At 35.5% G+C, this 20,575-nt stretch carries 24 protein-coding genes; 7 read left to right on the top strand and 17 right to left on the bottom strand.

Translation table 11 applies throughout. The features are described from left to right. Nucleotides 1-43: 43 nt before the first annotated feature. The gene (locus tag ACFX4E_RS18270) at nt 44-502 is read left to right on the top strand and encodes a MarR family winged helix-turn-helix transcriptional regulator (protein WP_013057155.1); all 459 of its coding nucleotides are present in this window, start codon (nt 44-46) and stop codon (nt 500-502) included. Nucleotides 503-536: 34 nt separating this feature from the next. Here ACFX4E_RS18270 and ACFX4E_RS18265 read toward each other — a convergent pair whose 3' ends face one another. After that, nucleotides 537-2,048 carry a class I adenylate-forming enzyme family protein gene (locus ACFX4E_RS18265; protein ID WP_377238790.1) on the bottom strand — a complete coding sequence of 504 codons (1,512 nt, stop codon included), beginning with the start codon at nt 2,046-2,048 and terminating at the stop codon, nt 537-539. Nucleotides 2,049-2,459: 411 nt separating this feature from the next. On the opposite strand from ACFX4E_RS18265, the gene ACFX4E_RS18260 reads away from it, so the two are divergent. Beyond that, entirely contained in the window at nt 2,460-3,104 is a 645-nt protein-coding gene (locus tag ACFX4E_RS18260) for an SDR family oxidoreductase (RefSeq protein WP_013057153.1), read from the top strand. A 35-nt stretch (nt 3,105-3,139) separates the two neighbouring features. On the opposite strand, the gene ACFX4E_RS18255 is transcribed toward ACFX4E_RS18260, so the two are convergent. The 11 genes from ACFX4E_RS18255 to ACFX4E_RS18205 all read right to left on the bottom strand — a co-directional run bounded on the left by ACFX4E_RS18255 (nt 3,140) and on the right by ACFX4E_RS18205 (nt 10,219). Next, nucleotides 3,140-3,760: an NUDIX hydrolase gene (locus ACFX4E_RS18255; protein ID WP_098333140.1), complete on the bottom strand. Its 621-nt coding sequence runs from the start codon at nt 3,758-3,760 to the stop codon at nt 3,140-3,142. A 176-nt stretch (nt 3,761-3,936) separates the two neighbouring features. Then, nucleotides 3,937-4,212, bottom strand: coding sequence for a hypothetical protein (locus tag ACFX4E_RS18250; protein WP_016764214.1), 276 nt, complete (start codon nt 4,210-4,212; stop codon nt 3,937-3,939). A 136-nt stretch (nt 4,213-4,348) separates the two neighbouring features. Beyond that, nucleotides 4,349-4,774, bottom strand: coding sequence for a 3-hydroxyacyl-ACP dehydratase FabZ (gene fabZ / locus ACFX4E_RS18245; protein ID WP_028408452.1), 426 nt, complete (start codon nt 4,772-4,774; stop codon nt 4,349-4,351). A gap of 18 nt (nt 4,775-4,792) precedes the next feature. Beyond that, nucleotides 4,793-5,599 carry a cobalamin-binding protein gene (locus ACFX4E_RS18240; RefSeq protein WP_377238791.1) on the bottom strand — a complete coding sequence of 269 codons (807 nt, stop codon included), beginning with the start codon at nt 5,597-5,599 and terminating at the stop codon, nt 4,793-4,795. 390 nt (nt 5,600-5,989) lie between these two features. Further along, nucleotides 5,990-6,175, bottom strand: a complete 186-nt coding sequence (locus ACFX4E_RS18235; RefSeq protein WP_013083262.1) for a hypothetical protein — start codon at nt 6,173-6,175, stop codon at nt 5,990-5,992. 133 nt (nt 6,176-6,308) lie between these two features. Beyond that, on the bottom strand, nt 6,309-6,524 hold the full coding sequence (locus ACFX4E_RS18230; RefSeq protein ID WP_013057146.1) for a DUF378 domain-containing protein: 216 nt from the start codon (nt 6,522-6,524) through the stop codon (nt 6,309-6,311). A gap of 133 nt (nt 6,525-6,657) precedes the next feature. Then, entirely contained in the window at nt 6,658-7,131 is a 474-nt protein-coding gene (locus ACFX4E_RS18225; RefSeq protein ID WP_098249668.1) for a DinB family protein, read from the bottom strand. A gap of 433 nt (nt 7,132-7,564) precedes the next feature. Beyond that, nucleotides 7,565-8,380, bottom strand: coding sequence for a protein-glutamine gamma-glutamyltransferase (locus ACFX4E_RS18220; protein WP_098331741.1), 816 nt, complete (start codon nt 8,378-8,380; stop codon nt 7,565-7,567). 129 nt (nt 8,381-8,509) lie between these two features. Further along, nucleotides 8,510-8,839 (bottom strand): hypothetical protein, encoded by a 330-nt coding sequence (locus ACFX4E_RS18215; RefSeq protein ID WP_098331740.1) that lies wholly within the window; start codon nt 8,837-8,839, stop codon nt 8,510-8,512. Between the two features lie 428 nt (nt 8,840-9,267). After that, nucleotides 9,268-9,459 carry a hypothetical protein gene (locus ACFX4E_RS18210; RefSeq protein WP_098333143.1) on the bottom strand — a complete coding sequence of 64 codons (192 nt, stop codon included), beginning with the start codon at nt 9,457-9,459 and terminating at the stop codon, nt 9,268-9,270. A gap of 346 nt (nt 9,460-9,805) precedes the next feature. After that, nucleotides 9,806-10,219 carry a hypothetical protein gene (locus ACFX4E_RS18205; protein ID WP_377238794.1) on the bottom strand — a complete coding sequence of 138 codons (414 nt, stop codon included), beginning with the start codon at nt 10,217-10,219 and terminating at the stop codon, nt 9,806-9,808. 851 nt (nt 10,220-11,070) lie between these two features. Here ACFX4E_RS18205 and ACFX4E_RS18200 point away from each other — a divergent pair. Next, the gene (locus ACFX4E_RS18200; RefSeq protein ID WP_255257657.1) at nt 11,071-11,295 is read left to right on the top strand and encodes a hypothetical protein; all 225 of its coding nucleotides are present in this window, start codon (nt 11,071-11,073) and stop codon (nt 11,293-11,295) included. 163 nt (nt 11,296-11,458) lie between these two features. Here ACFX4E_RS18200 and ACFX4E_RS18195 read toward each other — a convergent pair whose 3' ends face one another. Then, nucleotides 11,459-12,265: a hypothetical protein gene (locus ACFX4E_RS18195; RefSeq protein WP_377238795.1), complete on the bottom strand. Its 807-nt coding sequence runs from the start codon at nt 12,263-12,265 to the stop codon at nt 11,459-11,461. A 123-nt stretch (nt 12,266-12,388) separates the two neighbouring features. Between ACFX4E_RS18195 and ACFX4E_RS18190 the strand changes: the two genes are divergently transcribed. Beyond that, nucleotides 12,389-12,889: a hypothetical protein gene (locus ACFX4E_RS18190; protein ID WP_377238797.1), complete on the top strand. Its 501-nt coding sequence runs from the start codon at nt 12,389-12,391 to the stop codon at nt 12,887-12,889. 39 nt (nt 12,890-12,928) lie between these two features. Beyond that, a complete protein-coding gene (locus tag ACFX4E_RS18185; protein ID WP_377258458.1) occupies nt 12,929-13,363 on the top strand; it encodes a hypothetical protein in 435 nt (144 codons plus the stop codon). 135 nt (nt 13,364-13,498) lie between these two features. Here ACFX4E_RS18185 and ACFX4E_RS18180 read toward each other — a convergent pair whose 3' ends face one another. After that, the gene (locus tag ACFX4E_RS18180; protein ID WP_377238800.1) at nt 13,499-16,006 is read right to left on the bottom strand and encodes an ABC transporter permease; all 2,508 of its coding nucleotides are present in this window, start codon (nt 16,004-16,006) and stop codon (nt 13,499-13,501) included. Continuing rightward, nucleotides 16,003-16,770 carry an ABC transporter ATP-binding protein gene (locus tag ACFX4E_RS18175; protein ID WP_028408463.1) on the bottom strand — a complete coding sequence of 256 codons (768 nt, stop codon included), beginning with the start codon at nt 16,768-16,770 and terminating at the stop codon, nt 16,003-16,005. Before ACFX4E_RS18175 ends, ACFX4E_RS18180 begins: the two co-directional genes overlap by 4 nt. A gap of 365 nt (nt 16,771-17,135) precedes the next feature. On the opposite strand from ACFX4E_RS18175, the gene ACFX4E_RS18170 reads away from it, so the two are divergent. Both ACFX4E_RS18170 and ACFX4E_RS18165 read left to right on the top strand, forming a co-directional pair. Continuing rightward, complete coding sequence (locus ACFX4E_RS18170) at nt 17,136-17,549, top strand: thiol-disulfide oxidoreductase DCC family protein (protein ID WP_060745590.1); 414 nt, start codon at nt 17,136-17,138, stop codon at nt 17,547-17,549. 21 nt (nt 17,550-17,570) lie between these two features. Further along, a complete protein-coding gene (locus ACFX4E_RS18165; protein ID WP_277548943.1) occupies nt 17,571-18,056 on the top strand; it encodes a hypothetical protein in 486 nt (161 codons plus the stop codon). Nucleotides 18,057-18,356: 300 nt separating this feature from the next. Here the strand turns inward: ACFX4E_RS18165 and ACFX4E_RS18160 are convergent, their stop codons facing one another. Then, complete coding sequence (locus tag ACFX4E_RS18160) at nt 18,357-18,917, bottom strand: nitroreductase family protein (RefSeq protein WP_377238801.1); 561 nt, start codon at nt 18,915-18,917, stop codon at nt 18,357-18,359. A 235-nt stretch (nt 18,918-19,152) separates the two neighbouring features. After that, nucleotides 19,153-20,445, bottom strand: a complete 1,293-nt coding sequence (locus ACFX4E_RS18155; RefSeq protein WP_102812744.1) for a Glu/Leu/Phe/Val family dehydrogenase — start codon at nt 20,443-20,445, stop codon at nt 19,153-19,155. Nucleotides 20,446-20,575 lie beyond the last annotated feature (130 nt).

The raw sequence follows: 20,575 nt of genomic DNA, 5'->3' as shown, positions 1-20,575 counted from the left end.
ATAATGGTAAAAATGGAATTTGTTTTATGAGGAGGATTTACGCTTGACTGAACGTTATAGCAAAGAAGAGATTAGTCATCAGCTAGAAAGTATAGATCATGTAAAAGAAGCTCTTTTAAAATATAAAAACACCGTAATCGGTGAGAAATATGATTTGCTTCCCTACCATTTAACTTCAACAAAAGAGGCAATCTTAAAGACCATTCACGATAAAAAAAGCTGTATTGTTAGCGATATCACAAAAGTACTTGGGCTCTCACCTGGTGCTATCACCATTGTATTAAATCAATTAGAAGATGATGAGCTTGTGAATCGTATTTATAAAAAGCAAAACCGCCGAAGCGTGTGGGTAGAGTTGACGGAAAAAGGCGAAAAAGTTGTCGAAATATTGCAAGCTACTCGTGTCGATTTTTGGTCAGATTTACTTTCACACTTATCAGAAGAAGAAAGAGATCAATACTTTCACATTATGAAAAAAATATCTCAAAAATTACAGCAATAAATATAAAAAAGCGGCTATAAAGGCCGCTTTTTTATTATGCGTATGCTAAGGCTTGTTTTTTCACTTCGTTTTTCAACACTTTTCCTACGCTGTTTTTAGGAAGTGATGAAACAAATACAACAGTTGGCACTTTATATGGTGCTAATCGTTCTTTACAGAAGTTCACTACATCTTCTTCAGTTAAAGCAGATGCTTCTTGTTTAACAACAAATGCATATGGAACTTCGCCGTACACATCATCAGGCATGCCGACAACTGTCGCTTCTAACACACCATCTGCTGCTAGGACAACTTCTTCTACTTGATCTGGGTAGATGTTGTCTCCTCCATATACAATTACATCTTTATAGCGTCCTTCAATGTAAAGAAATCCGTCTTCATCTAATCGACCTGCATCACCCATCGCTAACCAGCCATCTTGTAAGACAGCGTTTGTTGCTTCTTCGTTTTGCCAATAGCCTTTAAATAGATAAGGGCTTCGTACAAGTACTTCACCTTTTTCTCCAGTTGGAACTTCTTCACGTGTTTCGGGGTCTACAATTTTAACTTCCACATGTGGAGCAGGTTTTCCAGCAGAGCTTACTTTCTTCCATCCCATTTGAGGATGCCATGAACTGATAATCCAAGCTTCTGTACTTCCATACCCTTGAGCTAAAATCATTCCGTTACGATCATATTGTTCAATTAAAGACTCTGATACTTTTGTTCCGCCTGACACAGCAAGTTTTAGAGGGAAATCATAGTGATCTCCTTTTTCAAGCTCTTCTACAATGTATTTTAATGCCGGTGGTAGTGCAAACAGCATTTTAATGTTTTCTTTTTCAATTACCTCAATTACTTTAGCTGGATCTGTTTCTTCAGAACATACCATTGTGTTTCCTGTGTTGATGCACATAAATAAAATGCTCATCGAACTCATGTGGAAGAATGGATGAACAAACAAATAACGCATGCTTTTATCAATATTTGCACGTTCTTCCTGTCCGCCAGAATTTAAAAAGGCACTTACCGATCCGTGTGCAATCATACATCCTTTTGACTTACCTGTTGTACCAGATGTGAACATCATCAATGCTAGATCTTCAGGAAGTACTTCAGGAAGTGCTTCTGGTGTGTTTGTATCATACGCTGAGAATTGAGTTGTAAATTCTTTTGCATTCTCAATTTTTAACGTAAAGCTAAGTCCATCCGTTTGTTCCGCTTTTTCTAATACAGACGTGAATTCGTTGTGGTGGATAATCGCTTTTAACTGTCCGCTCGTAATAATGCTATCAAGCTCATAAGGTGTCATGCTCTTACTTAATGGAACAACGACTGCTCCCACTTGTAAAATCCCCATTGTAACGACTGGGTAAGCAATGCTTGTATGAGCTAAAATACCAATACGATCTCCTTTTTGAATTCCTTTCTCTAAGAAGTAATGAGACAATTGATTTACTTTTTCATGAAATTCATTAAATGTATAACGTTCATCATGTTCAACTAGTGCTTCATGTTGAGGAGAAATCTCTGCACGTTCTGCGACTAAGTATTGTAATGTGTTCATTTTATCCTCTCCTTTGTCCGCTCGGACTAAATATTTCGTTCATAAATATTTTAATGACTAAAACATAATAACAAAAAATTTTTCCGAAGTAAAAGTTTAAAATTATCAAAATGTGTTTATATAGGTTGTATCGGGAAATGTTAAAAGAGATACTGTTTTTAAGAAGTGCTGTATTACCAAGGGTTTGAGAAAATTTTACAAAATTTAAACAGTTCAGACACTGGGTTTAATGAACTATTTTTTTCCTTTTTTTGTTTGTAAATTAGTTTTTATTTCTTGTTTTTCATTTTTTTAATATATTTTCTTACTTTCCCCTTATTCACCGGATTTTGAGCTCATTTATTGAATGAAAACGGTGAATATGAAACAATAATATATAAGCATTTGGATTTGAAAGGAGCAAATTTAGACATGAAAGTTCTTGTAATTGGTGCGAATGGTCAGGTAGGCAAACATATTGTAAACATTTTGAATGAAAGTGATGTGCACACTGTACGTGCGATGGTTCGTAAAGAAGAACAAGCAAAAGAACTTGAGGCAAGAGGTATCGAAACGGCTTTTGCAAGCTTAGAAGGCACTGTACATGAAATTAAGGAAGTAATGAAAGGCTGTGACGCCGTTATCTTTAGTGCAGGATCAGGCGGAAATACAGGCCATGATAAGACACTTTTAATTGATTTAGACGGTGCGGTAAAAGCGATGGAAGCTGCAGAAGATTTAGGCATTAAACGATTTGTGATGGTAAGCGCACTTCAAGCACATCACCGTGAAAACTGGAATACTTCACTAATTCCATACTATGTAGCCAAACATTATGCAGATAAAATCTTAGAAGCAAGCGGATTAACATATACAATTGTTCGACCAGGCGGATTGTTAAACGAACCAGGAACAGGACGTGTAGATGCTGGGGAGAACAAAGAGCGCGGATCCATTCCTCGTGAAGATGTAGCGCGTGTGGTAGTGGAAACGCTAAGTGAAGATCATACATTCGGACGTTCTTTTGATTTAGTTTCAGGCGATACGCCTATCGCAGAGGCTATTCAATCTATTTAATATAAAAAAAGCAGCGAATGCGTATTCGCTGCTTTTTATTTATCATTTAGTACATGTACTAAATGATAAATCACTTTTGCTGTCAGTCCCCATATGACTCGATCTTCATAGTAATAAAAATGTTCTTCCATCTCTCTTGTTTGCCAATTATAATTTTCACCACCAATAATCGCGTCATAAGGAAAATTATGTTCAGGTTCTACTCTAAAATGGATATTGTGTATATCAGGTTCGGTACGCTGAAAAAAAGAAAGAGGCACGGTAAATACTTCTGCTACTTCCGAAGGATTCGGTCGAAGTTCAAGCGACTCATCAATAAAACCTACATAAGGATAAATGATTGTTCCGAATTGAGAAACGATATAATCTAAAGCTTGTACTTGCTGAATAGATTCAGGCGTAATCCCTAACTCCTCAGATGTTTCACGGATAGCTGTTTCTTTTTCGTCTGCATCCGTCTTCTCGACACGCCCTCCTGGAAAACAAATTTCTCCGGGCTGTCTTCGTAAATCGAGCGCTCTTACCTCAAATAAAACATGTAGTTCCCCTTTTTTTTCAATAAGCGGAACAAGAATACCGAAGCGAGAAAACTGCTCCATTCCAAGAATTGTCGGTATCCGATTTTCTAACTTAGCTATAATACGGGATGCATCCATACGTCCACTTCCTTTCACAAAATGAATTATCAAAAGAATAGCGAGTTATAAGCTACGATGTCAACTAACCTGCAAAAGAAAGCTGTTATCTTTAGTATATGAAGAGATCCATTCAATTGACACTGCAATTGATAAAAATATATAACATAGATATAAATAAAAACAGATAGCACCGGCTACCTGTCTTTTTGTTTTGTTTTTAACAAACCATAAATAAGTAAAAAGAATGCCACCACACTGATAAGCAATCCTCCTACTTGCTTATCAGTGAGTCCAAAACGAAGCTGAAGCCAAAAGATAACCAAGCAAATCAAAATGACGCTGGTAGCTAAATAAAAGTAAATGCTGTAGAAAAACGGATTCGTTCTTTTCCGTTTGTAAACAAGTAGTGAGATGCCTATATACGTACCTAAAAGTGTGAGTAATACAACAACTTCCGTTAATGTTCTCACTGCATTCTCCCCTCTCCCTTTTTTCTTCTATACCCCTTTTCTTCTTTCATCAAAAGGAAGTTTGGCTAAGGTATTTACAAAAAACCGCCTTATAGCATAAGGCGGTTTCCTTCAATACGCTTTATCCTGGTTTGTATTATATATCAAGAGCAAAGGTAATGACCGCTTCACAAGCTAACTCGCTGTCTACAAATGCTTTTCCTTTTCCTCTTACAATCTTTCCGCGCTGCTTGAGAACCTCAAATTCTAAACGCAGTGTATCTCCTGGCCTTACTTGACGCTTAAAACGACATTCGTCTATTCCCGCTAAAAAGGCAAGTCTTCCTTTTTGTTGGTCATCCGCAGCCATAGCAAACCCACCGAGCTGGGCAAGAGCTTCGACAATAAGTACCCCTGGCATTACCATATAGTCCGGGAAGTGGCCTTGGAAAAAAGGTTCATTTGCTGTTACTTGTTTAATCCCTATCGCAAGCTTTCCTTCTTCTTGCTCTAAGATGCGATCAACAAGTAAAAAAGGATAGCGGTGTTGAATGGTATGTTTTATTTGTTTTATATCTTTCATATGTATCGCTCCTTTTTCTTATAATAAGGGGTCCTTACCGTCAAATGCAGGAAACGTATCTGGATGAAGAAGCGCCGCGAGTTTTTTTAACCCTAACAGCAGCCTAGGTGAAGGACGACAATACAGCCATTCTTCTAGTACATGTACGCGATGTTCTTTAATGGCACACATATCGGACCAATCGGGTCTTTTATGTAAAATATTCGGATTTACTTTGTTTGTCTGCACGCCTACCCAAGCCAGACAAATATGTTGTGGATTTCGTTTGAACACTTCTTCCCAATTACTCTGTACATTTGCTTCTTTATGATCAGCAAATATATTTTCTCCTCCCGCTAACTCACTAATTTCAGTCAGCCAGTTTGCTTTGCCAGGAGTAAAGACAGGTTTTGGCCACCATTCCCAGTATACAGTGGCTTTTTCATCAATTTGATTTGCAATCCCTTTATATGTAGAAAGAAACTGATCATAACGCTTTAACAGTTCAGCTGCTTTTATTTCAATGTTTAATCGCTGACCTAAATCCTGTAGATTTTGACGGATATCTTTTAGCGAATTAGGATTATATACGACATAAGGAAGCTTTCGTTTTTTAAGTTCTTCAATATTTCGCTCCATTCCAGGAACGCTTAGTGATGCTAGGACTAAATCGGGTTTAGCTTCTTCCACCGCATCCATATTAATAGATAAATCGGGACCTAAACGCGGCAGACCTTGAATAGACTGCGGCCAATCGGAATAATCATCAATTGCTACGAGCAAATGCTCACATTTTAAATACGCTATTAGTTCTGTATTGCTTGGACAAAGCGAAACAATTCGCATAGTTCCCCTCCTGCATTCATTTCTTTTTTTCTATTATACAATAGATCCAAATATAAAAAGCAGAGACTTTCACTGAAGTCCCTGCTTTTGGTGCTCTTTATCCGCCCATCGCGTGATAAAAGAAGTAAAAGAAACCTAAACAGCCAAGTGAACTAATGCTTGTAGTTAAAATGCCGATTGAAAGCAACACCTGTCCGTCTTTTTTTGGTTTATATCGCAGCATATAATAAAAAGCTAAACAGGTGCCAAGAAGTAAATAAATAGCCCATATGTAAGGTAGATTCTTTAGCTGAAAGATGTATCCTTGATTAAATAATAAACAGTAAATAAAAAAAGATTTACGATAAAAAATATAGGAAGTACACTTTTCTTCATCTATTAAACCCTCTTCTATTCTTTATTTTCTGCTATAGTTGCTCTGTTTTGATTTCTCAGTTCATCCCGTATTTCACGTAAATATTGATTTCTCTCCTTCATTCGCTTTAACACTATAACGATAACAGCTATAATACCAGCAATGATTCCTATATAAAGAACTCCAAACACTAAGATAGGTACTACACCCCAAAGCTCCATCTCATTCCTCCTATTTTTTGGTTATTACCTTATTTTACCATATTTTGTAAGAATGTCACGTCTTTTATCCATGAAAAAGGGAGTTTGAATATACATTCAAACTCCCTAAAAAGATAATAAAAAATAATATTTATTATAGCGCTTTGCTTTTGACACTCGCTCCCGTTCCGAAGAACTTATCAAAAATTTGATAAAGAGCAGACAGGCCAACTAACCAATAAATCGTTGTTACTAACCAATCCCAAGAGCCAAATAGCTCTTCTACTACATTCACGCCTAATGCTACAGCTAACCAATTCAAACCGCCTAAAATCACAAGAAGAGTTGTTAAACCTGAAAGAAATTTCACGTTGTCACCTCCTTGCGAACTGCATTAGGAAAAGCAGCTCATGTTACATCTTATGCGCTGTATAGATCAGTATATGCATAGGCGCTATGTAAAATAGTTATAAAGAATATGTGATTTATTCTTTTTTATTTTCTTATTGTGCAGCTGCAGCTTTCCCGATTTGTTTAATCGTTTCTACATGCATCGCTTCGTGATAGAAGCTGAATAAAAACGTTTCACCAACTGTTGTAAAGTTGATGCCGGCTTTGTTTGTAAAAGGTGTGATTAACTGCTTATCAAACTGCTGGGGCATGAACTCTTTAATACGATGTGCTTGATCTTTCAACACATTCGCAATTTCTTCAAGAGAAGGAGCAGCCTCCGTCCAATCTGCAGGTTTTGTTCCTGCGCCGAAAAAGCTTTCATAACTCTCTGGCGTTTGCATCGGTTCACCAGCTAAGCCAAACACAAGTTTTTCTTGAATAAAGGCAATGTGTCCAAGATTCCAGCGGATATTGTTATTGAATCCTTTTGGTGTGATGTCCGCTGCCTCTTCTGTTGTTTTTTCAAGGATACTAATCGTAATTCCTCTTACAACGTCCATATGTTTTAAAATCATGTTTTCCATCGTCTAATCTCTCCTTACGTTGTCGTATTAGATAAACTATTCAATGTCTATTGTGCACAAATTATCCCTTAAATGCCACTCATAACATTTAAACCTTAAAATAAAAGAAAATTCAAAAGAAACATCCCCCTATATAAAAACTAGGGGGATGTTTTAAGCAGAAGACTTCAAATTTGAGACAGGTCCTTTATTTGGCTTCGGTTTTAGCTGACCTAGCTTATTTTTTAGATAATCTTTTAATGCGCCGCGTTTTCTCTTGCGTCTTTTATCACGATTTTTAATGGTAATCTCCTCCTTTCCTTTTAGTTTTAAGACCTGTGTATTAAATGGATTCTTCTTTTATACATAAAATCCTTTTGAATTCTTAAATTTACCTTCATGTAATTCTTTCCTTTTTACAAAAAAAAGACCAAAGTATCAAAACCTTGATCAATCAAGCTACATACGTAATCGACCCAATGGTGGAAATAATAGCGCTGTTTCTGTCGTACCAAACAACAGGTTCGTATCTAACTGCAAAATAACTGAGGTGAGCGGTGTGAAGCCTGACAATTTCATCTGACAGGTAAGCTGATTGCTTTGCGTTGTCTTTTCTCTTTAAATTTAACACTTCAATAATTCTTTCCCGCGTTGTAATTCCAATTCCATGACCAAAATATAAAGTTTCATCTAATACAATTGTGTTTTCACCTTTCCACTGAGGAGTCTCAGGATTATAATCAGGGTTTTTAAAATACGCACAGTCTCCAGGCAAGTAGTCAGATCCTTTATAACCATGGAGCTCAAGATCTTCATCGTATTGCCAATCGTGTAAGTAAAGATCAGCAAAAAGCCTGTTAAAGTTTGCTTTTCCAATATTATTTAATACAGCTTTGTAAAAGATGATGATAACAGCCGTCGCGCACTCAAACGCATATTCGTGTCCGTTGTAAAAAATATCATCGATGGCCTGATGAGGAGAAACGGTAGGCAGTAGCTGAAACCCTCCGCTATCGGTTCGTTTCCAATACTTTTCGTTACACCTAGAACGTGCAAATGTAGCAAACCTGGCGCCGCTTTTACGCAGCAATACAGACGATTCAATAATTTGTAATTTAACAGATACATCAAAATCAAGCTGGTCAAATGTAGCATACTCATACACTTCCCTATAGGCATCCATCTGTTTTAAAATGTCTGCTTTTTCTTTCGTTAACGAACTATTATTTAGATCACTTATTTTCACAATTTGTTGGTTGACTTTAATCATAGACGTTCTCTCCTTTACAGAAAATGATATCAATCACTTTCTCTAACAGGATATTGATAAAAAAAGATTTTGTGTATCTTCATTTATTTAAAATCGTGAAGATTAAAAAAAACGATGAAAGAAAGTAATTTAACCAATAATCTTTTCTTTTGTTCCTTTTTGTCCTTTTGTAACCTTTTTAAATATAAAGCGAGCAACTAACACGTACAGTGGTAACACAATAATGACGGCAATAACATTTAAAATCCAAGGTATTGTCCCCATAAAAACGTTTGAAGATGCTTTATCATACCAGTTCACAATAAGTATTAAAAAGAAAACACTGGATATAAAAGTACTTATGTATCCCTTCTTATAGTTTGTACTTCTCACAGCAACAACAAAGCCAATTACCAAGGAAATGCCTGCTGCAATTAAGACAAAAATCAAAAATAAGTTTGCTACCTTTTGAACGTCCATTACTTCCCTCTTTCCTATAAAATTTTCACTCCAGAATCTTCGTTACCTCACCTATAAAAAAAGTGAATTTAAGTACTTTAAACTCCCTAAAACAATTAACGCCTTTTTCTAGATACAATTCCTACAGTTAAAATTACAGTCATACCTACACCATATAGCGCTATGAAAGTATAAAGTGATTTTATGTAGCCAGCTGGATAAAGCGTAGCGCTCATTATTAATAAAAGTCCTAATATGTTTAATAACTTTGTTTTTTTAATTTTTATTTCACTCTCTTCCTTTCAATCTCGATAGCCCTTTTACTTATATAGAATTTAGAAGCTAAAATTTCTTGGCAATCTACTAGGTAAATGTTTATACTTCTTTTCGAAATGTCCCTCTTCATTAAATTTTGCTTAAAATGAACTTGTTCTCCACGAGCCTTTTAGTTAGTTCTGTTCTTTATTTTGATTAACCGCTCCATTTTGTTTTTGATCAAAAGTTACTATTAAATTGTATATAAAAATTAACAAACCACACCCAACCATAATCCAACGCATACTTCCTTGGAATGCAGAATTAAAAATGTTTGCTAAAGCTATTATAAGTCCTGTTGACATGTTAAGATAATTCCAAAACAAGCAAATCGCCCCTCCTTAACCATTGCTTCTTCTTTTCTTAGACCTTAATATAAATTCGTAGATGAACCAATAAATTAGAGGAAACAAAACAATAACGAGAAATCCGTTTTCAGCCGGTATATATTTGTAGATTAATAGCATAATAATTGCAAACACAAGGTAAGCTATCCAAAACCCTTTATCTCTTTTACGCATACTTACCACCTCTCTCTGAACTGAAATAGCATCCTAACGTCTAACGTATTTTCTATATACACAACCAAATCCTTTCTTAAAAGTACGTTATTAGCGAACGCCATACCAAGATAAGCCTAATTTTTAAGTCTAGGCTTATCCTTGGTACTACCTATTTAGCAAGAAATACTTCTTCATTCACATTTTCAAAAAACGACTCCAACCTAGAAAAGTCCTCCTTGTTTCCCCGTGTAGAGAAAACTTCTTGATCATCATGAACAACAACCATCGTAAGAGTTGATTTGAAAATTGTAAGGATTTGCTTTCCAGTTTTTATTTCTCTGATTTTATTGAATGGGATATGTAATATAATAGGCAACTTAGAGAAAACTTCTCCGTAAAAAAGTAGGCTTTTTTCTGTATAAGCTAAAACACCTCGAATAGGTACAGAATTTCCATTTGGTACACCTACAAGTCCCGAAAATCCACTTTCACATTCATAGTAAGTTAAAATAGATTCTCTAATTTCTTCGTCGCTATCTATCTTTTCTTTAAACTCTTTAGTTGCTCTTTCTTTTAAACTCATACTCTCTCCCCCTATAGAAATCACTTCTTTTTAAATTACAGCTAACTAAATTTTATAATAATTACACTTTTTTGTAAATTTTAGGTATCTGCCACCTGATTAATCTTTCTAGTTAAAATAATTCATACAAAAAAGTGCTTGGATATTTAAATACACAAGCACTTTTTGTTAATCTCCCCAAACTTCAAAAACTTTATAGGAAGGATACGTTTTTGGAGTTTGGGGAGGTTTACTAAACGCGTAATCTTCTTCAATTTTTATATTAACAAATTATCACATTTTTATTTTACTTTTTTTTCTAAATATGTTTTAATTATACACTAGTAACTTCTTAATTTGATGCGTAAGAACTCTACCAGTTACACTTGGTTATTTCTGTAACTACGCTCTTATAATTAAGAGAAAGGAAAATGCTAATGGCCTTCGTTAAAAAAATAAACATCTCGTCCGAAGCTAAATCAATGGGTATAGACTTCTATGTACCTTTTTTAATTATTTTAATTGCAATACTTTATACATGCTTTTCCCCTGATCTAGAAAGTCTTCAATATATATCAAGAATAATAGAATTTGTTGTATGTCCTATAGCCGGTTGGTGGTCCGTATACTTATTTTTAAATCACTCTGCTGATAAAGATAAAACAGCTGAGTTAACACCTAACTCCTCGAAACCTATTTTATCTTACGGCCTTATTAGAGTGACATCTTTCTTTCTTATTTTTCTAGCGGCATTTTTTGTATTACTGATTTCTATTACATTAAGGTACCCTTATCCTTACATATCATTATTTAATTTAACTATTATTTATGTTCCTCAAACTGTGTTGTACTGTTACTTAGGATTTTTCCTTATGGTATTATCACGAAACATTGCTATTCCGCTATTTATTTTATTAACATATATAGCGGTCAAATATTGGACGACTAGGGACATTCCGATATATAACGTAATGTCATTCTCTATAGATATGCAGTTGTATCCAAGGATTATCCTGTTAGCTGTAAAGAATATTGCATTAGCTATTGCTTTAGCGGTTGCAGGACATTTCATTTTGGTCAGACGAAAGAAGATATAAATATTAGTTTATACTAAAAAAGCTGAGCTCCTATTTACACTAGGTCTCAGCTTTTTTATTTCTTGAATGGGCTGAATTACAACATCGAAAGACTTAAAAAACATTAAAATGCAATTAACATTTTTTTATGCTTTTTCATAGTTGGCCTCCATTTCATACGTTTTTAATACTCAGGCTTAGCAACACCTAAATTCGATTCAAAATCAGTAAGGTACGTGCGGGCTCCGTTATATTTCTCTTCTTCTTCATAGTCATAATTATTACTTGTGTACGGATTGTTAACAATGTTTTTATATGATCTCAGGGTTTTTAATTGAGTATCCAAAGAATAATCAAAACCTTTCGTTGCTGTTTCCAACTGTTCAAGCTGTTCTTTACTAAAATCATCTCCATGCTTTTGTAATTCATCTTGCACTATACTCAGTTTGTATACCGGTCCATTCTTTATGTCATTAACCGTAGGTTTTATATCCCTGTTAGTTTCTTTTTGCGAAGAGTGAAGGTGATCATAGAAGAAGTCTATACTTTTATCGTTTCGATCGGTGGCATCTACAACAGAACGCATATTGTCCATCATTGTCACTTTATATATTGTTTTAGGGGAAGTGTATTTTGTATAAGCTTTTAAAGCCTCTTCTCCATTTAGTTTGTCCACATCTTTTTCAAGGTTATTGATACTTACCTCTAACTCGTCATTATTCATTTTATTAACCTTTGCAGTACTGTTAACGGACACAGATAACAAATTAAAATCATTTTTATAACTTTGAAACGTTTTTTCTACATCCTCATCTTTATTAATAAGACGATCACATTCATTTTGGAGAAACGTTAACTCTATTTTCATTTCTTTTTGGGCTTCTTCTTGTTTTGTACTTTTGCTAATTGATTCTTTTGAGGTACATCCCATTAAACTAAAAGCAACAATTAGAACAGCTACTCCTGCTGCTATCTTTCTTGAATTCTTCATTGTGAAACTCCATTTCTTTGTTGTTTAACTTTTACATACTGAACAACTATATCACATAAATGGATTATTTTAACTATTTATATTAAGATTAAAGTTAAAGAAATTAATAAAATGGAGGTTTGTATGAAAAAGGTATATTCTGCATTACTCGCATCTCTACTGTCAGCCAGTATACTAACGGCTTGTTCAGCAACGAACGTACACAGTAAAAAAGATGTGGAATTCTATTCTAGTGAAGATGAAGCCTTTGAAAATGCAAAAAAAGAGTCTACAGGAATACAAGATATTATCGGTGAAAGCAAATATGTAGATAACGAAAAGATTGTTATCTATACAATTAAAGAAAAATCGAATGTAGGTGTAGGAACAGCTACATTAACTCAAAAGGATCAAAAAACCCGTTGGTATTTTAATGGGAATCCAGCTATTATCAAACAATCAAAGGGAAATACAGATATCACTAGTGAAATAACGACTCCAAAAGGTGTAAAGTACGATTTTTATGCCGGTACCCCAACAAAATCAAATATGACAATTGAAACCCGTACCGATACTGAAGTAGTCCCTCATATTGATAAAGAATATGATATTTATTATTACCTCTCCCCTGTTCCAAGAAATTAAGCAGCAATTTTTTTTTACTAGTTAAGGGGGACATTATATATGAAAGGGTTTATAAAATTATCTCTGTTTACGTTTATTATCGTTGAATTATCAGGGTGTATAGGCGAAGAATATGACTTCTCTCCCCCTACGGTTACATTATCGGCCAATGATGTTTTGGATGTTGAACTGAAAGAAACTAATGTAGATTGGCGAGACGAAGAAGGAAAACAGTACAGAAAGGAAACAAATACAAGGAATGGTATAAATAGAGCTAAAAAGCAGCAACAGCTAGCTGTAGCCCCTGAAACACCAGGAAATTTAAGGTTTGACAGCGAAGATTTTCTTGTTAATGACATTAGTTCTTATACAATAAGTACTAGTAATGCGAAGCAAGATATTAGTATAAACGAACAAGATAGAACTTTTACGTTCCCAAAGAAAAAAGGGAATTATGTTTATGTGCTAGAACTTCAAACTATGTTTATGTGCTAGAACTTCAAACTGATAGAGGCTACGCACAATATGTAGGGAACGTTGTTGTTAAATAAATAACATAGAAACTAATAAGACCCAACCTCTACAAAGAGATTGGGTCTTATTAATATTATAATATATCTACATGAGAAGTCACCTATTATCATTAGTAAGCTCTATAGAAAGATCTTGTCCAGATATTTTTCGACTTACGTATGAGAATAAAAAAGTGCTAACTACAAGTATTGATACTACTACAGAAAGAATCGTTTTATAAGCTATAACAAACTTCCCTGGATCCATTAATAGCAGAATTAATGTCACTAAAAGTCCCATTACAATTCCACATATTACTCCAATCGTAATATATAAATTCACCTGTGAAAGAATGACTTTACGAATGGATTTTGGCGTCATGCCCATCGCGCGTAAAACAGCAAATTCTTTTCGTTTTGAGTAAATATTATTTGCCAATGAATTAAATACTCCTACCATGGTAGAAACAACCAACGTGGCAATAACAACTATAAAAATTCCCCAGCGCTGATAAAACATTTCGTTTGCTTCTTTAACAGATTGATTATAGCTGCTTACCTTTAATTCGGGATACTGGCTTTTTAAACCTTCAATTTCTTTTACAGCGGCCTTTACATCCGTAGCATCTATGTATAGGCGGTAAAAATCTACATCTTTAAACTTGTTGCTTTTCCAATCTAAAAATGCTTCATTATTGTCAAGAAGGTGATTAGGTATAGCTGTTACCACATAATCTCCCTTAGGTATTATATTTCCCTCTACCATTGATTCATCTTGATTTTCAACATACATACCTAAATGGAGTACCTGACCTACTTTTAAATCATGACTTTCAGCAAATTTTTCAGACACTATTATACTATTCTCTTTATTACTTCCTTTTACATACGAGAAGTCCTCTAGAAGTCCTTGCTTCTGCAATCTTTTCAAGTCAACCACATTGTAACGAATATCCGCAACCTTTTTTGAATTTAAAATCTCTCCTAAGCCCTGATTACTCATGTTGCTAACGCTTTTTACGTTAGGTAATTGTTCAGCCTTTCTAGTTAGTTCTTCTACATCTATTTTTGAATCATCAAGGCGAGTTTCCACAATAATAGGCATTACATATTCTTTTTTTAAGTAGGTTAGTCCATTAATTTGTATGGTTCTAAATGTAATTGACCCAAATACAGTAATGATCATTAATCCGCATATTATTAAGATAATCATTGTGTTTTTTTTAACTTGGGGAATTAGGTTTTTTACCGCAATATAAAATTCTTTTCCAAATATTTTTTGTCCATATGGCAAAAACCATTTTAATCCTTTAGTCACTATGATAGGAAAGATTAGTATAAAGGCAAGCAAAACTAAAATAACTGTAATTAGCAACATCCCAGGTCCGTATGTGCCTCTTGTAGGAAATACTTGGCTTCCTATAACTAAAAATAAGGACAGTGCTAATAGTACCTTGAAAACTACTACTCTTGTCTTGGAAAAACCATAGTTAATTTTCTCGTTCGTCTGCATTGTTTTTAGGGGCAATACTTTTGTACTTCGATAAGCTGGAACGAGTAAAAAGAATTGAATAATAACAAACATTACAACTGTAAGGGTAATGGCAGTACCTACGTTAAAGTCAGATGGAAAGGAAGGTATTTCTGACACTTTTCCTAACCAGCTATATAAGTACCTTTGACTGCAAAAGGTTAGCAAAAATCCTATACCTGTACCTACGGTGTTTATAACGGTGCTTTGAAGTATGATAATCTTGCTAATCTGTTTAGCACTGGCTCCTATTGAACGCATAATGGCGAACTGATTCCTCATCTTGTAAAGCAAAATCTCAAAGTTTGAAATGAGAATAAGAGACGTGATAATTAACACCAATGCCGATAAAACAATAATAAATGTATGTAAGGATTGTAAATTATTTTGCACGCCTGCATCTTGTTCAGCTATATCAATACGTAAGTTCTTGTTATAAGATTTTATACGATCGGCCAACTTTAAGGCGCTCTCATTCTTGTGTGCCTTTATTAATAAATAAGTTGCTTCTGCGCTGCTTTTTTCTTTTGCTTGAATATAGTCTTTTACGTTTTTTTGATTAAGTATTAGCATATCTGGAGCTACCCCAGTAGCGGATAAATCTTTTACCGTTTCTGCTAATGTATATGTTTTGTTTTCTATAAGAACTTTATCTCCTACTTTTGCGTGTAAATCTTTAGCTAGTCCTTTGTTCATTGCGACAGAATTCTTATTCAACGGTTTGGAAAAGTGATACCGACTTTTAGCTAAATAATCATTTTCGACACCTACTGTATAGATAGAGGTATTTAGTTTATTTAGATTCAAATGAGCAATAGATACTTTTGATACCTTATCTACCATTTTATCCTGGTGAATTTCTTCCACTAAAGTCGATGTCAAAATTTTGCCTTGATCCATCTCAAACCCTACAGACAAATCCATCTCACCGTAAGTTTGTTTTAATTGACTTTTTAATGTGTCCTGCGCATTAAAAGAGAATAAAACCATACTAAGTACAAGCATCGTAGAAATAGCTATACTTACAATAGATGAAAACACTATAAATTTATTGGACTTAAATAAACGAAAAGCTAAACCTTGTAGTGTTTTCATATCTTAGGACTCTCGACTTTTGTAATAAGCTTAAACTTCTCTAGTATATGATCCAAATCACTATTTCCGCTACAGATATATGTATCGACAATAGAGCCATCATGAAAGAATAGAACGCGATCTGCATAAGTAGCTACATTAGGGTCGTGAGTAACAAGAAGTATGCTTTGGCTAAGTTCATTTTTTGTAGTTACTAGTGTGTGTAGTATGACTTCGGAAGTATTAAAATCAAGGTTACCTGTAGGCTCGTCTGCCAGAATAATAGGTGGTTCAGTTATAATTGCTCTTCCTATAGCTACGCGCTGCTGTTGTCCACCTGACAGTTGTACAGGACGGTGTTTTTTCCAAGCTGTTAAGCCCAAGAGCTCGACAACGTTATTTACTTTTAAATCAATTACATCCGATGTAAGTCCCTTTAAAACGAGCGGCAGAGCTATGTTTTCTTCTACAGATAAATCCTTTAATAAGTGGAATGATTGAAAGATAAATCCAATATTATCTCTTCTGTACGCTGAAGCTTGAGGTTCTTGGAACATATCTTTTGAAAGCATTCCTTTTAATTTAATCGTTCCACTAGTTGGTTCATCCAGTGCTCCTAAAATGTTCAGCAGTGTGCTTTTTCCTGAACCACTTGTTCCCATAACAGCAACCATTTCACCTACCCTTAACTGAAAGGATATATCATTTAGTGCAGTAACTTCATAGCCCTCTCCTTTATAAACTTTAGTTAAATTTTTCACCTCTAAAATATGTTTATTTTTCACGTCTTCACCTCGAAGTAAGTTTCTTTTTTGTAGTAGCAAAGGTAGTTCACGCTTTTATTACATCTACCTCGTAAATCCCCACTATATCTAGTACGTTTCAAAACAGGAATAGTTTTACATTTTGTTAAAAAAGGAAAAATTTTTAGTTGTTTATAAGAAACACAAAAAAGTAGAAGTTTATTAGATAAGCTGCTACATTCAAATTCAAACAAAAACAGTGTTGTATTTGACTCTGTTTTCTTGCTTAAATTCACTTGAACTCACATAAAACATTTCTACTTTTACCCTTATGTCTTGTAGTCCCACACGTAAACAATTATACTTATTTTAGTAAATATTCATAAAAAAGGAAGGAGAGAAACGTCATGCCGCCAAATCCATCACACCATCCTATTATTCTATTTGATGGTGTTTGCAACCTTTGCAACGGATGGGTACAGTTTGTTATCAAACGAGATCCACGTGCTCTATTTCGTTTTGCGTCGCTTCAATCTGATACTGCGGGAACCTTGCTGCGTAAGCATAACCATGAGCATCCACCACTTCACTCGGTTATTCTTCTTATGAACGGGAATCTTTACACAGAGTCTACAGCTATCCTACATATTGTCCGCCAGCTTCGAGGACCCATTCAACTAATGGCGTGTTTCCAAGTGGTTCCCTCGTTCATTCGAAACCTGCTCTATCGTTTCATTGCACGTAATCGGTATAAGTGGTTTGGAAAACAAACGTCATGTATGTTGCCGACCCCTGAAGCCAAAATGCGATTTTTGGACTAAGCATACAAATGGAGGAAAACAATGCGTTTATCAACAAAAGAGAAATTTCGTTTAAGTATTCTTGCGACCCTAAGGTGGACCATGGCTATTACGTTTCTTATTTATGGAATGGCCAAAATCTACCCAGGACAATTTATAACAGGCGATTTCGTGTTTGATTCAACAAAAGATTCTGCGATGAAACTGGCGTGGTATTTCTTTGGGTATTCCGATTTCTACAACTATTTTATTGCCGCTGGCGAATTATTAGCTGCGTTGTTATTGGTGATTCCGCGTACCGCGACACTAGGGAACATTATTTTTCTCCCCATTATTGCCAACATCACCGTCCTTAACTATTGTTTCAACATTCCTGCCAAAGTGGTGTGTGTTCCGCTTCTTGCGATGAGTTTGCTATTAGTATTGATGGAATACTCAAAGTTAAAAGGCATCTTCTTTGTCAACACTGCTACCCCAACGCAGAAAGTAGACGTTCAATCATCCGAAAGGAAGGTGACCGTTAAATGATCGTCTTTCTTTTGCCGCCCATTATCTTCGGTTTGGCGTGTACTTATTATTTTGGTCTTCGCAAAGAAGACTGAACACAGACAATTCCTATTTTGCTTTGACTAGTAGTTACGGAAACCAGAGAAGTTCGCGATAAGATACTAAAAAGAACTGCTGCAGGTAAACCCATAAAAGTGCAAATTGATGCCGCTGCATGGTGGCATTAAATTTCTTTATGCCACTTTTCAAAAACAATAAAAAAGGCAGCAGCTCATAAATTGAGCTGCTGCCTTTTATTTATAGAAACATGGGAATAACCTTTTAACGATACCAAATCGTTTTATCTTGATATGGAATACGTTTTGATGAAGCTTCTTTATTAGGATGTCCGACGTAAATTAAGCCTAAGAGCTTATCGTCTCCTTCTAGAGATAAAAAGTCATTCAGTTCTGACTGATAGACAATTTCACCGGTTCTCCAAATTGTAGCCAGACCTTGTTCTTCCGCTACTAATAGCATATTTTGTATGCTTGCCGCTACGGCAGAGATTTCTTCAATTTCAGGCACTTTTCCAGAAGGGCTTACTGCTACAGCAATAATGACAGGAGCGCGAAGCGGTCCTTTTTTTGCTTTTGTTGTTTTTTTCAACGCTTCTTCTTCACTTAAGTGAGCAGTTTTTTGCTTCATAATACGTTCCATTTCGTCTCCTAAACGAACGCGTGAATCCCCTGTAAACACGCGGAACTTCCAAGGCTCTGTCTTTTTATGATTAGGAGCCCAAGTGCCGGCTTCTAACATAAGGTTAATAGCATCTTCTGATACGTCTTTGTCTTGCATGGCCCCAATCGTTCTTCTGGCTTTAATAATATCTAATACGCTCATGCTTTCTGTCTCCTTTTCTACATTCAATTTATTAGTATAGGTATGTATATATCTTATATATAGAATAATTGAAAATCATTCTCACTGTCAATTGTTTTGCCCTTATTCGGGTTGCGATAAATATGCCAATTTTTTAAGCGTGTTTGTTTTTTAAGCGTGTTTTCTTTTAATTATTTGGCAGTTTTGTCAAATCAAAAAACGATTTGGAACATAGAGCCCAAATCGTTTTTTTATCTTATACCCAGCCGCGGAAACGGGAAGCTTCAGCTGATTTTTTGATTCCTGCCATGTAAGCAGCAAGTCTCATGTCTACGTTATTTTCTTGAGAGATTTGATAGACCGTTTCAAATGAATCCACCATTACCTTGCGTAACTTGTAAGCCACTTCTTCTTCAGACCAGTAGTAGCCTTGATTATTTTGCACCCATTCGAAGTATGAAACCGTTACGCCTCCAGCACTCGCTAAAATATCTGGCACTAAAAGTACGCCTTTTTCATCTAAAATGCGCGTAGCTTCAAGCGTAGTCGGTCCGTTCGCTGCTTCTACTACAATAGAAGCTTTAATGCGATGAGCGTTGCGAACCGTAATTTGATTCGAAATGGCTGCGGGTACTAAAATATCACATTCTTTTTCTAATAGTTCTTCGTTTGTCATCACATTGGTAAATAAATTCGTTACCGTACCAAAACTATCGCGTCGATCAAGCAGGTAATCAATATCAAGACCAAGCGGATCATAAAGAGCTCCGTATGCGTCTGAAATGCCAATTACTTTTGCTCCTGCATCATGCATGAACTTAGCAAGAAAACTTCCGGCATTTCCGAAGCCTTGAATAATAATCCGTGCTTCTTGCAAGTTAAGGTTTTTCTTTTTAACAGCTTCTTCTATACAAATGGTTACTCCTTTAGCCGTTGCAGTTTCGCGTCCTTGAGATCCTCCGAGTACGATAGGTTTTCCGGTAATAAAACCAGGAGAATCGAACTCACGCAGTCGGCTGTATTCATCCATCATCCACGCCATGATTTGAGAATTTGTATAGACATCCGGTGCAGGAATATCTTTAGTAGGCCCAACTATTTGACTGATGGCTCTTACATAGCCGCGGCTGAGTCGTTCTAGTTCACCAAAAGACATGTTTCTTGGATCACATACAATTCCGCCTTTACCGCCGCCGTACGGAAGGTCGACAATCCCGCATTTTAAACTCATCCAAATGGATAATGCCTTCACTTCCTCTTCATTTACTTCAGGATGAAAGCGTACGCCTCCTTTAGTAGGCCCAACAGCATCATTATGCTGAGAGCGGTAGCCAGTGAAGACTTTTACCGATCCGTTATCCATTTTAACCGGAATGCGAACCGTCATCATGCGCAGCGGTTCTTTCAATAAATGGTACACTTCTTCACCATAGCCCAGCTTTTGAAGCGCTTCTTGAATAACTGTTTGAGTAGATAAAAATAAATTAAGTGATTCCTGTTCTTGCTGCTGTTCTTTTTTTAATTCACTAGCTGTTTTTGTAATAGACATTCTGTTCACCCCATATTAATCATTGAATTTCCTCAACGATTTAACATGCAATTCCTGTGCCAATTTCCGCTCCTTTACAACGCTTTTATATTATAAATAATCTGCATTAGCAAGCCTTATATTCCCTGCA

The sequence above is a fragment of the Priestia sp. YIM B13491 genome (assembly GCF_042787605.1).
GTDB lineage: Bacteria > Bacillota > Bacilli > Bacillales > Bacillaceae_H > Priestia > Priestia megaterium_E.
This window is presented reverse-complemented; position numbering and strand designations above follow the sequence as displayed.

Coding starts and splice junctions, on each gene's coding strand:
- ACFX4E_RS18235 (WP_013083262.1), bottom strand. CDS start 6,175: ATGGAGCTTTGGGGTGTAGTACCTATCTTAGTGTTTGGAGTTCTTTAT.
- ACFX4E_RS18155 (WP_102812744.1), bottom strand. CDS start 20,445: ATGTCTATTACAAAAACAGCTAGTGAATTAAAAAAAGAACAGCAGCAA.
- ACFX4E_RS18200 (WP_255257657.1), top strand. CDS start 11,071: ATGGTATTATCACGAAACATTGCTATTCCGCTATTTATTTTATTAACA.
- ACFX4E_RS18255 (WP_098333140.1), bottom strand. CDS start 3,760: ATGGATGCATCCCGTATTATAGCTAAGTTAGAAAATCGGATACCGACA.
- ACFX4E_RS18215 (WP_098331740.1), bottom strand. CDS start 8,839: ATGGACGTTCAAAAGGTAGCAAACTTATTTTTGATTTTTGTCTTAATT.
- ACFX4E_RS18165 (WP_277548943.1), top strand. CDS start 17,571: ATGCGTTTATCAACAAAAGAGAAATTTCGTTTAAGTATTCTTGCGACC.
- ACFX4E_RS18240 (WP_377238791.1), bottom strand. CDS start 5,599: ATGCGAATTGTTTCGCTTTGTCCAAGCAATACAGAACTAATAGCGTAT.
- ACFX4E_RS18225 (WP_098249668.1), bottom strand. CDS start 7,131: ATGGAAAACATGATTTTAAAACATATGGACGTTGTAAGAGGAATTACG.
- ACFX4E_RS18260 (WP_013057153.1), top strand. CDS start 2,460: ATGAAAGTTCTTGTAATTGGTGCGAATGGTCAGGTAGGCAAACATATT.
- ACFX4E_RS18160 (WP_377238801.1), bottom strand. CDS start 18,917: ATGAGCGTATTAGATATTATTAAAGCCAGAAGAACGATTGGGGCCATG.
- ACFX4E_RS18170 (WP_060745590.1), top strand. CDS start 17,136: ATGCCGCCAAATCCATCACACCATCCTATTATTCTATTTGATGGTGTT.
- ACFX4E_RS18195 (WP_377238795.1), bottom strand. CDS start 12,265: ATGAAGAATTCAAGAAAGATAGCAGCAGGAGTAGCTGTTCTAATTGTT.
- fabZ (WP_028408452.1), bottom strand. CDS start 4,774: ATGAAAGATATAAAACAAATAAAACATACCATTCAACACCGCTATCCT.
- ACFX4E_RS18185 (WP_377258458.1), top strand. CDS start 12,929: ATGAAAGGGTTTATAAAATTATCTCTGTTTACGTTTATTATCGTTGAA.
- ACFX4E_RS18265 (WP_377238790.1), bottom strand. CDS start 2,048: ATGAACACATTACAATACTTAGTCGCAGAACGTGCAGAGATTTCTCCT.
- ACFX4E_RS18205 (WP_377238794.1), bottom strand. CDS start 10,219: ATGAGTTTAAAAGAAAGAGCAACTAAAGAGTTTAAAGAAAAGATAGAT.
- ACFX4E_RS18180 (WP_377238800.1), bottom strand. CDS start 16,006: ATGAAAACACTACAAGGTTTAGCTTTTCGTTTATTTAAGTCCAATAAA.
- ACFX4E_RS18220 (WP_098331741.1), bottom strand. CDS start 8,380: ATGATTAAAGTCAACCAACAAATTGTGAAAATAAGTGATCTAAATAAT.
- ACFX4E_RS18190 (WP_377238797.1), top strand. CDS start 12,389: ATGAAAAAGGTATATTCTGCATTACTCGCATCTCTACTGTCAGCCAGT.